General features: G+C 71.6%; 15 protein-coding genes. 1 reads left to right on the forward strand and 14 read right to left on the reverse strand.

What is annotated here, in order from left to right:
• Window positions 1–33 precede the first annotated feature (33 nt).
• The 4 genes from ACK99Q_RS03705 to ACK99Q_RS03720 all read right to left on the reverse strand — a co-directional run bounded on the left by ACK99Q_RS03705 (window position 34) and on the right by ACK99Q_RS03720 (window position 5,019).
• Window positions 34–597 carry a hypothetical protein gene (locus ACK99Q_RS03705; protein ID WP_410184893.1) on the reverse strand — a complete coding sequence of 188 codons (564 nt, stop codon included), beginning with the start codon at window positions 595–597 and terminating at the stop codon, window positions 34–36.
• Window positions 598–685: 88 nt separating this feature from the next.
• The gene (locus tag ACK99Q_RS03710) at window positions 686–1,675 is read right to left on the reverse strand and encodes an alpha/beta hydrolase (protein WP_410184894.1); all 990 of its coding nucleotides are present in this window, start codon (window positions 1,673–1,675) and stop codon (window positions 686–688) included.
• 45 nt (window positions 1,676–1,720) lie between these two features.
• The gene (locus tag ACK99Q_RS03715; RefSeq protein WP_410184895.1) at window positions 1,721–3,850 is read right to left on the reverse strand and encodes an acetate--CoA ligase family protein; all 2,130 of its coding nucleotides are present in this window, start codon (window positions 3,848–3,850) and stop codon (window positions 1,721–1,723) included.
• Window positions 3,847–5,019: an acyl-CoA dehydrogenase family protein gene (locus tag ACK99Q_RS03720; RefSeq protein WP_410184896.1), complete on the reverse strand. Its 1,173-nt coding sequence runs from the start codon at window positions 5,017–5,019 to the stop codon at window positions 3,847–3,849. The genes ACK99Q_RS03715 and ACK99Q_RS03720 overlap by 4 nt, the downstream gene beginning before the upstream one ends.
• A gap of 138 nt (window positions 5,020–5,157) precedes the next feature.
• Between ACK99Q_RS03720 and ACK99Q_RS03725 the strand changes: the two genes are divergently transcribed.
• Window positions 5,158–5,772 carry a TetR/AcrR family transcriptional regulator gene (locus ACK99Q_RS03725; RefSeq protein WP_410184897.1) on the forward strand — a complete coding sequence of 205 codons (615 nt, stop codon included), beginning with the start codon at window positions 5,158–5,160 and terminating at the stop codon, window positions 5,770–5,772.
• 10 nt (window positions 5,773–5,782) lie between these two features.
• On the opposite strand, the gene ACK99Q_RS03730 is transcribed toward ACK99Q_RS03725, so the two are convergent.
• The 10 genes from ACK99Q_RS03730 to ACK99Q_RS03775 are packed head-to-tail and all read right to left on the reverse strand — an operon-like array spanning window position 5,783 to window position 15,615.
• The gene (locus ACK99Q_RS03730) at window positions 5,783–6,643 is read right to left on the reverse strand and encodes a MaoC/PaaZ C-terminal domain-containing protein (RefSeq protein ID WP_410184898.1); all 861 of its coding nucleotides are present in this window, start codon (window positions 6,641–6,643) and stop codon (window positions 5,783–5,785) included.
• Window positions 6,640–7,563: an SDR family oxidoreductase gene (locus ACK99Q_RS03735; RefSeq protein ID WP_410184899.1), complete on the reverse strand. Its 924-nt coding sequence runs from the start codon at window positions 7,561–7,563 to the stop codon at window positions 6,640–6,642. The genes ACK99Q_RS03730 and ACK99Q_RS03735 overlap by 4 nt, the downstream gene beginning before the upstream one ends.
• 33 nt (window positions 7,564–7,596) lie before the next feature.
• Window positions 7,597–8,745 (reverse strand): thiolase C-terminal domain-containing protein, encoded by a 1,149-nt coding sequence (locus tag ACK99Q_RS03740; protein ID WP_410184900.1) that lies wholly within the window; start codon window positions 8,743–8,745, stop codon window positions 7,597–7,599.
• Window positions 8,742–9,188 carry a Zn-ribbon domain-containing OB-fold protein gene (locus ACK99Q_RS03745; RefSeq protein ID WP_410184901.1) on the reverse strand — a complete coding sequence of 149 codons (447 nt, stop codon included), beginning with the start codon at window positions 9,186–9,188 and terminating at the stop codon, window positions 8,742–8,744. Before ACK99Q_RS03745 ends, ACK99Q_RS03740 begins: the two co-directional genes overlap by 4 nt.
• Complete coding sequence (locus ACK99Q_RS03750; RefSeq protein ID WP_410184902.1) at window positions 9,188–10,009, reverse strand: MBL fold metallo-hydrolase; 822 nt, start codon at window positions 10,007–10,009, stop codon at window positions 9,188–9,190. The genes ACK99Q_RS03745 and ACK99Q_RS03750 overlap by 1 nt, the downstream gene beginning before the upstream one ends.
• 2 nt (window positions 10,010–10,011) lie before the next feature.
• Window positions 10,012–11,649 (reverse strand): ABC transporter substrate-binding protein, encoded by a 1,638-nt coding sequence (locus ACK99Q_RS03755; protein WP_410184903.1) that lies wholly within the window; start codon window positions 11,647–11,649, stop codon window positions 10,012–10,014.
• Window positions 11,650–11,696: 47 nt separating this feature from the next.
• Window positions 11,697–12,614 carry an ABC transporter permease gene (locus ACK99Q_RS03760; RefSeq protein ID WP_410184904.1) on the reverse strand — a complete coding sequence of 306 codons (918 nt, stop codon included), beginning with the start codon at window positions 12,612–12,614 and terminating at the stop codon, window positions 11,697–11,699.
• A 12-nt stretch (window positions 12,615–12,626) separates the two neighbouring features.
• Window positions 12,627–13,574, reverse strand: a complete 948-nt coding sequence (locus tag ACK99Q_RS03765) for an ABC transporter permease (RefSeq protein ID WP_410184905.1) — start codon at window positions 13,572–13,574, stop codon at window positions 12,627–12,629.
• Complete coding sequence (locus ACK99Q_RS03770) at window positions 13,571–14,608, reverse strand: ABC transporter ATP-binding protein (RefSeq protein ID WP_410184906.1); 1,038 nt, start codon at window positions 14,606–14,608, stop codon at window positions 13,571–13,573. Before ACK99Q_RS03770 ends, ACK99Q_RS03765 begins: the two co-directional genes overlap by 4 nt.
• Window positions 14,605–15,615: an ABC transporter ATP-binding protein gene (locus ACK99Q_RS03775; protein WP_410184907.1), complete on the reverse strand. Its 1,011-nt coding sequence runs from the start codon at window positions 15,613–15,615 to the stop codon at window positions 14,605–14,607. Before ACK99Q_RS03775 ends, ACK99Q_RS03770 begins: the two co-directional genes overlap by 4 nt.
• Window positions 15,616–15,847: the final 232 nt, after the last annotated feature.

Raw genomic sequence — 15,847 nt, forward strand, 5'->3', positions numbered from 1 at the left:
GTCCCTCCGTAGCACCCTAGAGGCCGGCGTCCCTCAGGTCAGCGCGGGCACGCGCAGCCGGGCGAGCAGCAGCATGCTGACGTCCTCGGAGGCCAGGTGCATCGGCGCGAGGATCGGGCCGGCGGCCGGCGGCAGGTCCCCCAGCAGGAGCGAGTCGCCGTCGGACAGCACGACGCTGCCGCGGCGATCGGCCAGGGCGCACGCCAGCCAGCGCCCGTCGGCGTCGGGGCTGCCGGTGGCGATCGAGCCGATCAGCGCGGCGGCCGCGCGGGCCGGCGGCACGAAGGCGAAGCTGCGCCAGCCGCACTCGTCGACCGTCTCGACCAGGGTCTCGGTGCCGGCGGTGCCGTACCAGTGCATCGTGCGACCGTGCATGAGAGTGATGTCGTCGGCCGAGGTCTCGTAGAGGCTCAGCGGGGTCACGTCGGCGACGGTCGCCAGCACGTCGGCCAGCCGGGCCCACAGGGCCCGTCCCCCGGGACCGGGCTGGACGCGCTCGCGGTCGACGAAGCGGGACGCGCGCACCGATCGCGGGCCGAGCTCGCCGTCGGGGGCCACGAGGATGTCGGGGTTCGCGGTGTGCCACCAGGACTGCATCGAGATCACCTCTCGTCCGGCACCGGGTGCGCCGTCAGGGATGAGACCGGGTTGTGGGCCGGGCGTGACGCGATTCGACTCAGGATTCTCAGGAGTCGCGTGCCGTCACGCGCGCGAGGAAGGCGATCGATGCGTCCATGACCTTCTCGCCCTCGGGCGTGCGCAGGTCGAACTGGAACTCGTGGCCGAGGTCGGGGAAGAACAGCGGCTCGTGCTCGACGCCCAGCTCGCCGAGGCGGGTCGCGAGGGCGCGGCCCTGCTTCGTCAGCGGGTCCCCGTCGCCGCCGCTGAGCAGCGTGGGCGGGTAGTCGGCGGTGGCGTGACCGACGATCGAGGCCTCGCGCACCCGCGGGTCGTCCGCGTCCTTCGTGCCGAGGTACGCCCACGCCACGGTGCGCACGAACCAGCCACCGGTGCCCTCGTCGTCCATCGCCATCGGCGGGTCGTAGGGGCCGCAGTGCAGCATCGCCGCGCGCAGCTGCCCGCGCTCGAGGGCGGGCTCGATGCCGATCAGGCGCGCGTACGCCGGATCGGCGACGAGGGCGGCGTACTGCGCCGCGATCTGCGCGCCCGCCGAGTCTCCGGCGAGCACGATCCGATCGGGATCGACGCCCAGCTCGTCCGCGTGCTCGCGGACGTAGGTCAGCGCCTCGCCGAGCTGGCGCAGGGGCGTCGGGTAGTGGTGGTCGGGCGCGAGGGAGTAGTCGAGCGAGACGCCGACGTAGCCCTCCTGCGCCAGGAGCCGCAGGTAGGGCGCGGGCTGCTCCTTGTCGCCACCGATCCACGCGCCGCCGTGCACCCACACGACGGCGGGCAGCGGTCCGCTGCGGTCGACGGGCGACCAGACGTCGAGGACCTCGTCGGGCCCGTCGCCGTAGGCCACGTCCGTCCGCCCCTCGACGCCCTCGGCCTCGTCGCCGCGGAACTCGCCGGTGTCCGTCAGCGAGAACAGCCAGTTGATGACGAACACCCCGGGTCGTGGGCTGAGCTGCGCCCAGACCACGACCCCGAGGGCGGCCACCAGCACCACGAGGAGCACCCGCAGGGCCCAGCGCCCGACCGCCCGCACGACTCGCACGCGCCCGAGCCTATGCCTCCCACGCCGCGTCGGCGGGCGATCCGATCACTCCTGCGACCAGGTGACCAGGGCGTCGAGCGCCTCGATCCGGTCGGCCGAGGCACGCAGCGGGTTCACCTCCAGCGCGACGAGGTCGTCGCCGAGGGCGTGCGCCACCGCGCCGATCCGCGTGATGACGCGGGCCAGCTCGTCGAGGTCGACCGCCTCGGTCCCGCGCGCCCCCTGGAGCGCCTGCACCCCGCGCAGCGATCCGATCGCGCGACGGACCTCGTCCTGCGCGACCGGCAGCACCCGCAGGGCGCTCTCCCCGAGCAGCTCGACCCACACGCCGCCGAGGGCGACCGCCATCGTCAGTCCCCAGGCCGGGTCGCGCACCACGCCGACCAGCAGCTCGGAGCCGCCGCTGCGGTGTGGCTGCACCAGGACGCGCGCGCCGTCGTGGCCGGCGGCCGCCACGGCCCCCAGCACCTCCTCGACGGCCTCGCGGACCTGGTCGGCGGTCGCGAGCCCCAGCTTCACGCCGCCGATGTCGCTCTTGTGCTCGAGGCCGTCCACCGCGGCCTTGACCACCACGGGGTAGCCCATCGAGTCGGCCGCCGCGGCCGCCTCGTCGGGGGTCGCCGCGAGCTCGGAGGGCACCATCGGGACGCCGTTCGCCGCCAGGAACGTGGCGGCCGGCTGCTCGGCCCAGGAACCGCGACGCTCCGGCAGGCCCTCGGGGAAGACCGGCTCGACGCGCGGCGGCTCCTGCTGACCCTCGCCTTGACGGCGCACGACCTCGGACCAGCGCACCGCGTGACCGAGCGCGGTGAGCCCGTGCTCGATGCCGCCCGCGACCTGCGGGTACTGCGAGCCGGCCTGGATCATCCGTCCGGTCTCGTTGATGTCCGTCAGGACGTTGCCCACCGGGATGATGGGCGTCGGCGACTCGCGGATCGTCTGCGCGTTGCGCGTGTACAGCTGGAGCGCGAGGTCGGGATCGGCCGTCTGCCGGGGCAGGTCCTGGAGCATCATCACGAAGTCGATGCCCGGGTCGGCCGCCACGATGCGCAGCGCGTTGCCCATGAGCTCACGGTCGAGCAGCACGTAGCCGGTGACGTCGAGCGGGTTGTTCGGCGTCGCGAACGACGGCAGCACCTCCGTGAGCTGCGCCATCGTCTCGGGCGTGAACTCGGCCAGATCCAGGCCCTCGTCCTCCGCGCGGTCGGCGATGATCTCCGACGCGCCGCCCGAGGGCGTCACGACGCCCACGCGGCGGCCCGGCAGCGGACCCGTCTCGGCCAGCAGTCCGGCCGTGATGATGAGGTCCTCCAGCGAGACGACGCGGATGACGCCGAGCTGCGCGAACGCCGCGTCGACCGTCTTGTCGTCGCCCACCAGCGCACCGGTGTGCGCCTGCGCGGTGCGCGAGGCCTTCACGCTGCGCCCGATCTTGAGCGCGACGATCGGCTTGCCCGCCGCCAGCGCCATCCGGGCGACCTCGGCGAACTCCTCGGGCCGGCGCACCGACTCCAGGAACAGCGCGATCGCCTTCGTCTTCGGGTCGTCCACGAGCCCGCGCACCACGTCCGTGACGGACATGATCGTCTCGTTGCCCATCGCCACGAGCAGCGAGATGCCGATGTTGCGCGACTGTGCGAACGACAGCACGCTGCTGGCGAGCGCGCCGCTCTGGAGCACCACGCCGACCGAGCCGGCGATGAGCGGCTGCGGGATCGGCAGGCCGTACGGCGTGATGCCGTCGGCGGCGTTGATGAAGCCGTTGCCGTTCGGGCCGAGGATCGTCACGTCCAGCTCGGTCGCGAGGTCGAGCAGCTCCTGCTCGCGCACCGCACCCTCGCCGCCCACCTCGCCGTAGCCGGCGGTGAGGACCACGTAGTGCCGCGTGCCCCGCTGGGCCCCCAGCCGGATCACGTCCGGCACGACGTCGATCGGCGTCATGACGTAGACGAGGTCGACCTGGCCGGGGATGTCGGCCAGCGACGCGTACGCCTTGGTCCCGTGGACCTCCGGGGACTTCGGGTTCACCAGGTACACGTCACCGGTGAACCCGTTTACCTGCAGGTTGGCGAACGTGGCGACCGACCAGCCCGACTTGTCGGTCGCGCCCACGAGGGCGACCGACTTCGGGCGGAAGAACGCCAGCGGATCGATGCGCGAGCCGGGATCGGTCATGACAGCGAGGCCCCCACCTTGACGTGACCGCGCAGCAGGTTGCGCGCGATCGTGCGCTTCTGGATCTCGTCGGTGCCCTCGAAGATGCGCAGCAGGCGCAGCTCGCGGTACCAGCGCTCGAGCGGCAGCTCCTTCGTGTAGCCCATGCCGCCGTGGATCTGCAGCACGCGGTCGACCACGCGGTTGGCCATGTTCGTGCCGTACAGCTTCGCGACCGACGAGGCGTGGCGCGCGTCGCGGCCCTGCTCGACCTCCCACGCGGCTTGCAGCGTTAGCCAGCGCGCCGCGTCGAGCTCGACCGCGCTCTCGGCGATGTGCCACTGGATCGCCTGGTACTCCGCGATCGGCTTGCCCATCGAGATGCGGCTGTTCGCGTGCTCGACGGCCATCTCGATCATGCGCTCAGCCGCACCGAGGGCGCCGGCCGGAATCATGTAGCGGCCCTGGCCGATCCACTGCATCGCGAGGTCGAAGCCGTGGCCCTCCTCGCCGAGGATGTTGCGGTGCGGCACGCGCACGTCCTGGAAGCTGAGCGAGGCCGGGCCCCACTCGCCCATCGTCGGGATCGGGGTGGACTCCCAGCCCATCGCCCGGTCGACGAGGAAGCACGTCACGCCGCCGTTGGCGCCCAGCTCGGGGTTGGTCACCGCGAAGACCATGACGAAGTCGGCCTCGTTGCCGTTCGTGATGAAGATCTTCTCGCCGTTGATGATCCACTCGTCGCCGTCGCGAACCGCGCGGGTGCGGATGTTGCGGGCGTCGGAGCCGGCGCCCGGCTCGGTGATGGCGAAGCAGCTGCGGCGGTCGCCCTCGATCGTCGGCAGCAGGAACTCCTCCTGCTGCTCGCGGGTGCCCGCGTAGAGGATGTTGTCGGCCGAGCCGCCGAAGCGGAACGGGACGAAGGTGCGACCGGCCTCGCCGGCGATGATCGCCGACATCACGGGGCCCACCGCCATGCCGCCGTACTCCTCGGGGGTGTTGATGCCCCAGTAGCCGTGCTTGCGCGCCTTGGCCTGCAGATCGCGGAGGGTCTCGCGGTCGATGCCGGGCCGTCCCTCGCGCTCGTTCAGCAGGACCTGGCTCTCCAGCGGCATGACCTCCTTGGTGATGAACTGGCGCACCGCACTGCGCACCGCGCGCTGTTCCTCGCTGAGCTCGAAGTCGATCATCGTCTCTCCTCTGAGAATGTGTTTCTAGAATCGTCCTCTAGAACTGTGTTTAGCATCACGTACGGGATGGTCTGCCGTCAAGGGCGAAAAGTCCTATGCTGTGTCAGCACCGCAGGCCCCGAGAACGAGGAGACGTCCATGTCCGCCACGGAAGCGCCCCGCCCCCAGGGGCGCCGATGGGCGAAGACGGAGGAGACCCGTCGCCAGGTCCTCGACGCCGCCGCCGAGGTGTTCATCGAGCAGGGCTACACGCGCGCCGGCATCTCCGACGTCGTCGACCGCGCCGGCTCCAGCGTCGGCAGCGTCTACCACCACTTCGGTGGGAAGGCCGAGCTCTACTTCGCCCTCTGGGACGAGTACGTCGGCCGCCTCGCCCGCGCCGCGGCCGACGCGGTCGCCAAGGTGCGCGCCTCGGGCGACACCGACCCGCTCGTGCAGTTCGAGGCCGGCATGCTGGCCTACCTCGAGGCCGGCTGGCGCGACCGTCGGCTCTACCCGGTCTTCTACTCCGGGGACGCGCCGCCGGAGTTCGAGACCCAGCGGCGCGACCGCAGCCAGGAGTGGATCCGGCGCAACGTCATGATCCTCGGCCTGGGCAACACCGTGGAGGACCGGCTGACGGTCGCCGCGCTCACCAGCGTGGTGGGCGAGGCCGCCCGCGTCGCCGTCGGCTGCGGGACGGCCGCCCAGGCCAAGCGCGTGGCGCGGCACGCCGTCGTGCTGGTCCGGCGGCTCTACCCCGACGCCGACTGACGCGCGCGGGTCAGCCCAGCGCGAACCGGGCCCGGCCACGGTCGATCACCACCGTGCCGTCGGCCCGGCGCACGCGGAACGCCACGTCGCCGGTGTCCACGTCCCACAGCTCCACGGTGAGGTCGTCGCCGGGCAGCACGGGTGCCGAGAAGCGTCCCGCCATCGAGCGCATCGCGTCGCCGTCGCCCTTCGCCACGGCCGACACCAGCACCCGGGCGGTGATCCCGTAGGTCGCCAGGCCGTGCAGGATCGGCCGCTCGAAGCCCCCGCGGGCCGCGAACGACGGATCGCTGTGCAGCGGGTTGCGGTCGCCGCTGAGCCGGTAGAGCAGGGCCTGGCCCGGCCACGACCCGGTCGCCACGACCTGGTCGGGCTCGCGGTCGGGCACCTGCTCGAGGCCGGGCTCGGCCGCGGTGCCGCCGAAGCCGCCCTCGCCGCGGATGAAGACGCCCGAGCGCGCAGTCACGAGCGGCTCGCCCGTGTCCGCCAGCACGGCCTCGGCCTGCGACCGGACGAGCGCGCCACTGCGCTTGTCCTCGATCCCCGTGACCATCGAGGTGATCGAGACGGTCCCCGAGGGCGGCAGCGGCCGGTGCAGCTCGATCTGCTGCTCAGCGTGCACGAGCATCGCCGGGTCGAAGTCGCCGAGCTTGCGCCCGCGAGCACCCCACGTGAGCATCACGCCGTACGACGGCAGCACCTTCTGGCCGTCGCCGCCGGGCTCGCCGTGCTCGGTCGTGTACGCCAGGTCCTCCAGCGGGTTGTCGTGGCCGGCGCCCACGCCCAGGGCGTAGAGCAGCGCGTCGGTGCTGGTCCAGGACTTCTCCACCGGCTCGGACCGGACGCCGACGATGTCGTGGTTCAGGCTCATCGGGCCGCCTCCTGGGGGACCTTGCCGTTCATGACGGCATTGGGCCGGGCCTGCGCGATCAGGTCGGGGAGGATCCCGTCGAGGTCCTCCACCGTGAGCCGGCGCTCCTCCTCCACGCCGGGTCCGGCGATCCAGCCCTCGGCCACGCTGACGTGGCCGCCGCGGATGTTGAACACCCGTCCGGTCACGCCGGCGGCGGCCGGGCTGGCGAGCCAGGCCACGAGCGGCGAGACGTTCTCGGGCGCCCCGGGGTCGAACTGACCCTCGGGGATCTCGGGGCGGTCGGTCCGCAGGCCCTCGGTCATGCGCGTCAGCGCGGCGGGCGCGATCGCGTTGACCGTGATGCCGTACCGGGCCAGCTCGCGCGACGCGATGATCGTCAGCGAGGCGATGCCCGCCTTCGCGGCGCCGTAGTTGCCCTGGCCGGGGTTGCCGTAGATGCCGGACGAGGACGTCGTGTTGATGATGCGCCCGTCGACCTCGTGCCCCGCCTTCGACAGCTCGCGCCAGTGCTTCGCCACGGCGCTCATCGGCGCGAACGTGCCGCGCAGGTGCACCTTGATGACGGCGTCCCACTCCTCGATGGTCATGTTGACGAGCGTCCGGTCGCGCAGGATGCCCGCGTTGTTGACCAGGACGTCGACCTTGCCGAAGGCGTCGAGCGTGGCGGCCAGGAGGCGCTGGGCGCCCTCGGGCTCGCTGATGTCGTCGCCGTTGACGAGCGCGAGGCCGCCGCGGGCGCGCACCTCCTCCGCGACCTGCTCGGCGGGGCCGGGCTCGTGCCCCGTCCCGTCGAGCGAGGCGCCGAGGTCGTTCACAACCACCGCCGCCCCCCGGTCGGCGAACTCCAGGGCGTGGGCGCGCCCGAGCCCACGCCCCGCTCCCGTGACGATGACGACCTGACGATCTCCTGCAGACATGCGTTCTCCTCTGGTGGTGGGTCGGTGGGGCGGTCAGCCGCGCGTGAGGACGAGGGTCGCGGCGCTCATGAACATGCCGCCGTTGCCGAGCACGAGGCTCGTCTCGACGTCGTCGACCTGCGCCTCGGCCTGGCCGCGCAGCTGACGCACGGACTCCTGGATCGCGAACATCCCGTACATGCCGGTGTGGGTGTAGGACAGCCCGCCGCCGTTCGTGTTCATCGGCAGCGAGCCGCCCGGCGAGGTGTTCCCCTCGGCGACGAAGGCGCCGGACTCGCCACGACCGACGAAGCCCATGTCCTCGAGGCCGTACAGCGGCACGTGGGCGAAGGCGTCGTAGATCATCAGGTGGTCGATGTCGGACGGGCCCATGCCCGCCTCGCGGAACGCCGCCTGGCTCGACAGCGTGAACTGCCGGCACGTGCTCATGTCCTCCATCTGCGACACCATCGGCGTCGTCGCGGCCTCGCCCGTGCCGGCCACGTTCACGAGCGGCAGGTCGCTGCCGTGGGCCTGCGCGAACTCGCGCGAGGTCACCACCAGCGCGCCGCCGCCGTCGGTGACGAGGCAGCACATCAGCAGCGTGAACGGCCAGGCGACCATGCGGGCGCCGAGCACCTCGTCCACCGTCACCACGTCGCGGTACATCGCGCGGGTGTTGCGCGACGACCAGCGCCGCTGCGCCACCGCGACCTCGGCGAGGTGCTCCAGCGTGTTGCCGGTCTCCTGCAGGAACCGCAGCGCCGGGATCGTGAACGTGGTGGGCGGGCCGAGGACGCCGTAGGGCATCTCGAACTGCGCCGTCGACGAGTCGGGCTGGCGGGCCCACGGCGCCGCGCCGACGCGCGACCGGCCGGACTCGCCGTGCGTGATGAGAACGGCGGTCGCGTGCCCGGCCCGGATGGCCGCGACGGCGTGGCGCACGTGGAAGAGGAAGGACGAGCCGCCCACCGAGGTGCCGTCGACGTACGTCGGCGTGATGCCGAGGGCGTGGGCCACCGCGACCGGGCCGGGACCGCCGGTCGAGACCGTGGCGATGCCGTCGATCTGGTCCAGCGTCAGGCCGGCGTCCGCGAGGGCGCGGCGCGCCGACTGGACGTGCAGCTCCAGGGTGGAGGTCTCGGGCAGCCGCCCGACCTCCTCGGTCTCGGCGGCGCCGAGGATGACGACGTCGTCCCTCATCGCACGACCTCCGACTCCGACGGCTCGAAGACCGGGATCGCGAGGTCACCGCGCTGCTCGAACGTCACCTGCAGCGGCAGGTCGAGCGGCAGGAACTGCGGCTCCGGCGGGACGCCGACGATGTTCGTCATCATCCGCGGGCCCTCCTCGAGCTCGACGACCGCGATGACCGTGGGCGGCTCGAAGCCCGGCGCCGGCCGCTGCGAGATGACGTAGGAGTACAGGGACGCCCGGCCCGAGCAGGTGATCCACTCCAGCGCCTCTCCCCCGCACCGGGGGCACGACGAGCGCGGGTAGAAGAACGGACGGTCGCAGTCGGTGCACGACTGGATCCGCAGCTCGCCGGCCGCGGTGCCGTCCCAGAACGGCCGGGTCTCCGGCGAGGTCTTCGGGACGAAGCGGTCGGCGACGTCCGCTCGTGGCTTGGTGTCGGTGATGGGCATCAGCGAGGTGCCTTTCTGGTGGAGGGGCCGACGTCGGCCCGCGAGTCGTCGAGGTAGTGCAGGATCGCCTCGACCGACGCCTGGGCGGCGCGCAGTCGCAGCGAGTTCAGGTGGGGGTGGATCGCGCGGGCGATCTCGGCGGGGCCGCGCCCGGCGGCGGCGTGGGCCGCCACCTGGTCCACGCGGCGAAGCCGGTCGCGCACGCGGTTCTCGAGGTACTGGCGCGGCTCGCGCACCACCGGACCGTGCCCGGGCAGGAACACCCAGTCGTCGTCGACCACGTCGGCCAGCCGTCGCATCGACGACAGGATGTCGACGATCGTGCCGTCCGGGTGGCTGATGAACGGGTTCACCCGCGCCAGCACCGTGTCGCCGGTGAGGACGAGCCGGTGGTCCGGCAGGACCAGACTGACCCCGTCGGCGGTGTGTCCCGGCGTCCGGATGGCCCACGCCTCGCTCGCGCCGAGGTCGAACCGCGTCCCCTCGGCGATCACGCCGCGCTGGACCCGCGGCCGGATCGGCGCGGACCAGCGCTTCGCGAGCGGGGCGGCCGCCTGCGAGTGGTCGCCGTGGTGGTGGCTCAGCACGACCTCGCGCAGCCGGCTCCCGCTCGTGTGCACGACCTCGTCGATCGCCTCGAGGTGCTCCGGGTCGTCCGGCCCCGGGTCCACCACGATGGCGTCCCCGCCACCGGTCAGCACCCAGGTGTTGGTGCCCTCGAAGGTCCACTCGTTCGCATTCGGCGCGAGCACCAGGTGGATCCCCGGCGCCACCTCGAGGGGCTCGCCCGGCCGTGGTGCGGTGCCATCGACATCCCACATGCTCAGTCCTGCTTCAGCCAGATGTTCTCGTACTCGCGGGCCGAGTAGTCCGGGTGCGGGTTCCACGAGCGCACGCGGGGCGAGAGCAGGGTCTGGCCGTCGTAGACGTAGAGCGGCAGGGGCGTCAGGACGTTCTCGAGGATGTACCGATCGATCTCCTGGAGCGCCTTCTCGCGCTCGCCGGCGTCGGTGATCGCGCGCTGCGCCTCGATCTTGGCGTCCAGCTCGGGATCGTTCACGTTCGACCAGTTGCGGCTGCCCTTCGAGTGGTACTCGGTGGTCAGGTACTCGTCGGCGGTGAGCATCGGCGTCTGGAGGCCGTAGGCGATGTCGTACTTGCCGTTGGGCCACGTGTCGCCGGCGTACGTGGCGTAGTCCTGGACGTCCAGCTTGACCTTGATGCCGATCTTGGCGAGGTCCTCCTGGACCCACTGCGCCTCGCGGACGATCGTCTCGCCGTAGCCGGTCGTGACGACCATGGTGGCCTCGAAGCCGTCGGGGAAGCCGGCGTCGGCGAGCTGCTTCTTCGCCTCGTCCGGGTCGTACGGGACGAGCTTCTCGACCTCCTCGGTCGGCAGGGCGCCGAAGATCGTCGGGGTGATCGGACCGGTGACGGTGCCGCCGGCGCGGATGCTGTCGATCATGCCCTGCTTGTCGATCGCCATCGCCACGGCGCGACGCACCTCGACCTGGTCGAACGGCTTGGACTCCGCGTTCATGTAGACGCGGGTCTGCGTCGTGCCGGCCTCCTGGCTCTTCTGCAGGCCCTCGACCTGGCTGAGCAGCTGGTCGACCTGGCGCTTCTCGGTGGAGAGCGTCGTCATCATGTCGATCTTGTTGCTGCGCAGCGCGGCGATCTGCGCCTGCGCGTCGGGCATGATCGTGGTCGTGTAGCCGTCGAGGTACGGCTGGTTCTCCACGAAGTAGTCGGGGTTCTTCACGTAGACGCGCTCCTGGTCGCGCTTCCACGACTCGAGCATGAACGGGCCGGTGCCGACGGCCTCGGTGGCCGGGTCGAAGCCGCCGTCCTTCGCCTCGCACGGCAGGATCGCCAGGAACGGGTTGGCGAGGGTCTCGTCGAACGCCGAGAAGCCGGACTTGAGCGTGAACACGACCGTCTGGTCGTCGGGCGCCTCGATCGAGTCGACGTTGCCGATGAGGCCCAGCGCGTGGCCCTGGATCTCCTTCATCCGGTCGAACGTGCACAGCACGTCCTTCGAGGTGAAGGCGCGGCCCGACACCGGGGGCTTGTCGTGCCAGACGACGCCGTCGCGGAGCGTGATGGTCCACGTGCGGTTGTCCTCGCTGGTGTCCCACGACTCGGCCAGGTCGCCCTCGACCTCGTTCGTGCCGTACTCGACGTCCTCGCCGGTCTTGAACGCGAGCAGCCGGCTGTAGACCGCGCCGATGGCCGAGTGCACCGAGTACGCCGGCTCCTTCTGCAGGTCCAGCGACGGCGCGTCGGCCGTGCCGGCGATGTGGAAGGTGCCGCCCGGCTGGGGCGGGCCGTCGTCCGTGACGAGCGCGCCCTCGGCGGAGGCCTCGGACGAGCCGCCGCCGCTGCCGAAGCAGGCGGACGACACGGCCGCCGTCGCGACGAGGATCGCGGCGAGCTTCGCCGGTCTGCGGGTGGTGGTCATGGTGTCTCCTTGGGTCGCGGCACGGGGTGTTCGGCGGGTTCGGGTGGTCATCGACGTTGCTTGGGGTCGAGGAAGTCGCGCAGCGCGTCGCCCAGCAGGTTGAACGCGAGCACGGAGATGGACAGGGCCAGGCCGGGGAACAGCGCCATCCACGGAGCGATCTCCAGCTGGCGCGAGGCCTCGCTGAGCATCCGGCCCCAGGACGGGGTCGGCGGAGGCGTGCCGATGCCCAGGAAGCTCAGGGCCGACTCGGCGATCAGGACGATCGCGAACAGCAGGCTGGTCACGACGAACAGGGGGGCCATGAGGTTCGGCAGGCCGTACTTCACCAGGATCCGCTTCGTGCTGCACCCGACCGCGCGGGCCGCCTCGACGTAGGTCTCCTCGCGGATGCGCAGCATCTCGCCACGTGCCACGCGGTTGAAGGCGGGGATCACGAGCAGTGCCAGCGCGAGGATCGTGTTGCGGATGCTCGGGCCGAGCAGGGCGGCCACGAACAGCAGGAGGACGATCGACGGGACCGCCATGAGCGAGTCCATGATCCGCTGGATCACGGTGTCCACCCACGTGCCGCCGAAGTAGCCCGACACGATGCCCAGCACGAGTCCGGCGACGCCGCCGATCGCGAGGGTCGCGACCGAGATCAGCAGCGAGGTCCGGGCCCCGTAGAGGACGCGGCTGAGCACGTCACGCCCGAGGTCGTCGGTGCCCATGAGGTGGTCGGCGTTCGGCGGCACCATGATCGCGGAGCGGTTCTGCGCCAGCGGGTCGTACGGCGAGATCAGCGGCGCGAGGATCGCGAGCGCCACGAACACGAGGATGATCGCGGCGGCGACGGCGCCGAAGGGCTGCTCGCGCAGGTAGCGCCACATCCCGCGGCGCCGGCGCGCACCGCGCGACAGGATCGGCGGGGGCAGCGCTCCCGTGGCGGCGGCGGACGCGAGTCGAGGTTCGGTGGTCGTCATGACGAGGGCCTCTCAGTACCGGATCCGCGGGTCGACGACCGCGTAGAGGATGTCGACGAGCAGGTTGACGAGGATGAACAGGCCGCCGTAGACGATCACGCAGCCCAGGACGACGGGGTAGTCGCGGTTCTGCACCGCGTCGAAGATCAGCGAGCCCATGCCCGGGATCGAGAAGATCGACTCGAGGATCACGGTGCCGCCGAGGATCGCGCCGACCTGGAGGCCGAGCAGCGAGAACACCGGGATCAGGCTGTTGCGACCCGCGTGCTTGGCCAGCACCGTGAACTCCGAGGCACCACGCGAGCGGACGGTGCGGATGAAGTTCGAGCCGAGGACCTCGAGCATCGAGGAGCGCAGCATGCGGGCCACGCCGGCCATCGACCCCACCGCGAGCGCCAGAGCCGGGAGCGCCAGGTGCGTGAGGTTCTGCGCGAGGTTCTCGCGTGGCCCGACGTAGACCAGCGGTGGCGACCACCCGAACCACTGCGCGAGGTACGTGATGAGCAGGAGCGCCAGCCAGAAGTTCGGGATCGACATGCCCACGACCGCCAGCACGCGCAGGATCTGATCCGTCAGCGAGTTCGGCTTCAGCGCCGAGATCACGCCGAGGGGAATGCCGAGGGCGAGACCGAGGAACAGCGCCAGCAGGCCCAGCTCGAGCGTCGCGGGCAGCCGCTCGGCGATGTGGTCCACGACCGGGCGCCCGTCCTGGAACGAGGTGCCGAAGTCCAGCCGCATCGCGTCGGTCATGAAGGTGAAGAACTGCGAGACGAGCGGCTCGTCGAGACCGAGCTCGGCGGAGCGCTGGGCGACCTGCTCCTCCGTCGCGCCGGGCGCGTCCGCCAGCTGGAGGCGGACGACGTCGCCGGGGATCAGCCGCAGCGTCAGGAACGTGAAGGTGGCGACGAGGCCCAGGACCAGGAGTCCGTAGCCCACGCGACGGCCGGCGAAGGTGATCATGCGTCGACCCCCTTCCGCTCGTCCACGAGGTGGCAGGCCACCTCGCGCTGGCCCAGCTGGAGCAGCTGCGGCTCGTCGTGGTCGCACGGCTCGAACCGGCGCGGGCAGCGCGTGTGGAAGTGGCAGCCCGACGGCGGGCGGCTCGGGCTCGGGATCTCGCCCGCGAGCGGCGAGCGCAGGTGCCCGCGGTTCTCCAGCGACGGCACCGCCTCGACGAGCGCCGCCGTGTAGGGGTGCTGCGGCGCGTTCATGAGGTCGTCGGTCGGGCCCGACTCGACGACCTTGCCCAGGTACATGACGCAGATCCGGTCGGACATGTAGCGCACCACGTTGAGGTCGTGCGCGATGAACAGGTAGCTCAGCCCGAGCTCGCGCTGGACCTCGCGCAGCAGGTTGAGGATCTGCGCCTGCACCGACACGTCGAGCGCGGACACCGCCTCGTCGCACACGATGAGGTCGGGGTCGGTCGTCAGCGCCCGAGCGACGCCGATGCGCTGGGCCTGGCCGCCGGAGAACTGGTGCGGGAACCGCTCGAGCGCCCGCGACGGCAGACCCACGAGGTCGAGCAGCTCGAGGCAGCGCCGGTGCCGCGACTCCGGGGTGCCGATCCCGTGCACCACCATCGGCTCGGTCAGCACCTCCTCGATCGTCATGCGCGGGCTGAACGAGCTGACGGGGTCCTGGAAGACCAGCTGCATGCGGCGGCGGAGGCGCGCGAGGTCGCGCCGGCCCAGCCTCGAGACGTCGCTGCCGTCGAACGAGACCTGGCCGGAGGTCGGCTCCAGCAGGCTCAGCGCGAGGCGGCCGAGCGTGGACTTGCCCGAGCCCGACTCACCCACGAGGCCCACCGTCTCGCCGCGTCCCACCGAGAGGCTCACGCCGTCGACGGCGCGCACCGGCGGCTGACGCTTGCGGCCGGGGAAGTGCTTGACCACGTCGCTCAGCTCGAGGATCGGACCGGTCGACGGGGTCACCTCCGGCACGACGCTCACGGGCGACTCGGTGACCGGCGCGACCGGCGTCCCGGCGCTCATCGCGCGACTCCCGCCGCGAGGGCCGGCTCGTCGGCCTCGGCCACCCGCCAGCACCGGGCGTGGCGCCCGTCCACCTCGAGCAGCGGCTGCGGCTCGTCGCACCGCCCGGGCTCCGACAGCGGGCACCGGGTCGAGAACCGGCACCCGGTGGGCATCGCCTCGAGCGACGGCACCACGCCGGGGATCGCCGGCATCGGCTCGTCGCGCGGGGTGTCGGGTCGCGGGATCGCCCGCAGGAGCGCCTGCGTGTACGGGTGCTTGGGGTCGGTGAGGATCTCCTCCACCGTCCCGGTCTCGACGACCTCGCCGGCGTAGAAGACCGCGACGCGGTCGGCCATCTCGGCGACCACGCCCATGTCGTGGGTGATCAGCATGAGGGCGACGCCCGTCTGCTGCTGGAGGTCGCGGATGAGCCGCAGCACCTGCGCCTCGACGGTCACGTCGAGGGCCGTCGTCGGCTCGTCGGCGATGAGCAGCCGCGGTGAGCACGCCAGGGCCCCGGCGATCATCACGCGCTGGCGCTGGCCGCCCGAGAGCTGGTGGGGGTAGGCGTCGACCTTCGACTCCGGGTCGGGGATGCCCACCTGGGAGAGCAGCTCCACCGCGCGGCGCCGGGCCTGCTTCTTCGACATCTTCTGGTGCATCCGCAGCGCCTCGGACAGCTGGTTGCCGACCGAGAACAGCGGATCCAGGGCCGTCATCGGGTCCTGGAAGACGATCGAGACCTCGTTGCCGCGCAGCTGGCGCAGCCGCTTCTTCGACGCGTGGGTGATGTCCTCGCCGTCCCAGCGCACCGTGCCGCCGCTGATCCGCCCGTTGCCGAGCAGTCCGAGCATCGCGAGCGCGGTCACGCTCTTGCCCGATCCGGACTCGCCCACGACGGCGACGGTCTCCCCGGCCCGGATGTCGAGGCTCACGCCACTGATCGCCTCGACCTGCCGGCCGCCGGTGCTGAACTCCACGTGCAGGTCGTCCACCCGGACGAGCCGCTCACCTGAGGTGGTCACAATTCCGTACCCCAATCTAGAATCTCACTCTAGGATGGGTTGATCATCCAGTGCGGGCCCGGATGTGTCAAGGGTCACATTCCGCCGCACCTGAGCTACTCGGCGTGTGACTCGGAGTGACACCAAGGCAGGATGTACAAAGAACGTGATTTTAGAATAGGGTTCTATTCGGGAGGTGCCGTGAGGAGCCAACGACCACGTGCCGGCGCCGCTGCCTGGTCCACGCTCTGCG

Source organism: Aeromicrobium sp. MLTX1 (genome assembly GCF_046452335.1).
In the GTDB taxonomy this organism is placed as follows: domain Bacteria; phylum Actinomycetota; class Actinomycetes; order Propionibacteriales; family Nocardioidaceae; genus Aeromicrobium.

Bases quoted from the DNA above. Each gene is read 5' to 3' on its own strand.
- ACK99Q_RS03705 (WP_410184893.1), bottom strand. From the start codon at position 597: ATGCAGTCCTGGTGGCACACCGCGAACCCCGACATCCTCGTGGCCCCC.
- ACK99Q_RS03715 (WP_410184895.1), bottom strand. From the start codon at position 3,850: ATGACCGATCCCGGCTCGCGCATCGATCCGCTGGCGTTCTTCCGCCCG.
- ACK99Q_RS03770 (WP_410184906.1), bottom strand. From the start codon at position 14,608: ATGAGCGCCGGGACGCCGGTCGCGCCGGTCACCGAGTCGCCCGTGAGC.
- ACK99Q_RS03725 (WP_410184897.1), top strand. From the start codon at position 5,158: ATGTCCGCCACGGAAGCGCCCCGCCCCCAGGGGCGCCGATGGGCGAAG.
- ACK99Q_RS03740 (WP_410184900.1), bottom strand. From the start codon at position 8,745: ATGAGGGACGACGTCGTCATCCTCGGCGCCGCCGAGACCGAGGAGGTC.
- ACK99Q_RS03765 (WP_410184905.1), bottom strand. From the start codon at position 13,574: ATGATCACCTTCGCCGGCCGTCGCGTGGGCTACGGACTCCTGGTCCTG.
- ACK99Q_RS03755 (WP_410184903.1), bottom strand. From the start codon at position 11,649: ATGACCACCACCCGCAGACCGGCGAAGCTCGCCGCGATCCTCGTCGCG.
- ACK99Q_RS03745 (WP_410184901.1), bottom strand. From the start codon at position 9,188: ATGCCCATCACCGACACCAAGCCACGAGCGGACGTCGCCGACCGCTTC.
- ACK99Q_RS03750 (WP_410184902.1), bottom strand. From the start codon at position 10,009: ATGTGGGATGTCGATGGCACCGCACCACGGCCGGGCGAGCCCCTCGAG.
- ACK99Q_RS03760 (WP_410184904.1), bottom strand. From the start codon at position 12,614: ATGACGACCACCGAACCTCGACTCGCGTCCGCCGCCGCCACGGGAGCG.
- ACK99Q_RS03730 (WP_410184898.1), bottom strand. From the start codon at position 6,643: ATGAGCCTGAACCACGACATCGTCGGCGTCCGGTCCGAGCCGGTGGAG.
- ACK99Q_RS03735 (WP_410184899.1), bottom strand. From the start codon at position 7,563: ATGTCTGCAGGAGATCGTCAGGTCGTCATCGTCACGGGAGCGGGGCGT.
- ACK99Q_RS03720 (WP_410184896.1), bottom strand. From the start codon at position 5,019: ATGATCGACTTCGAGCTCAGCGAGGAACAGCGCGCGGTGCGCAGTGCG.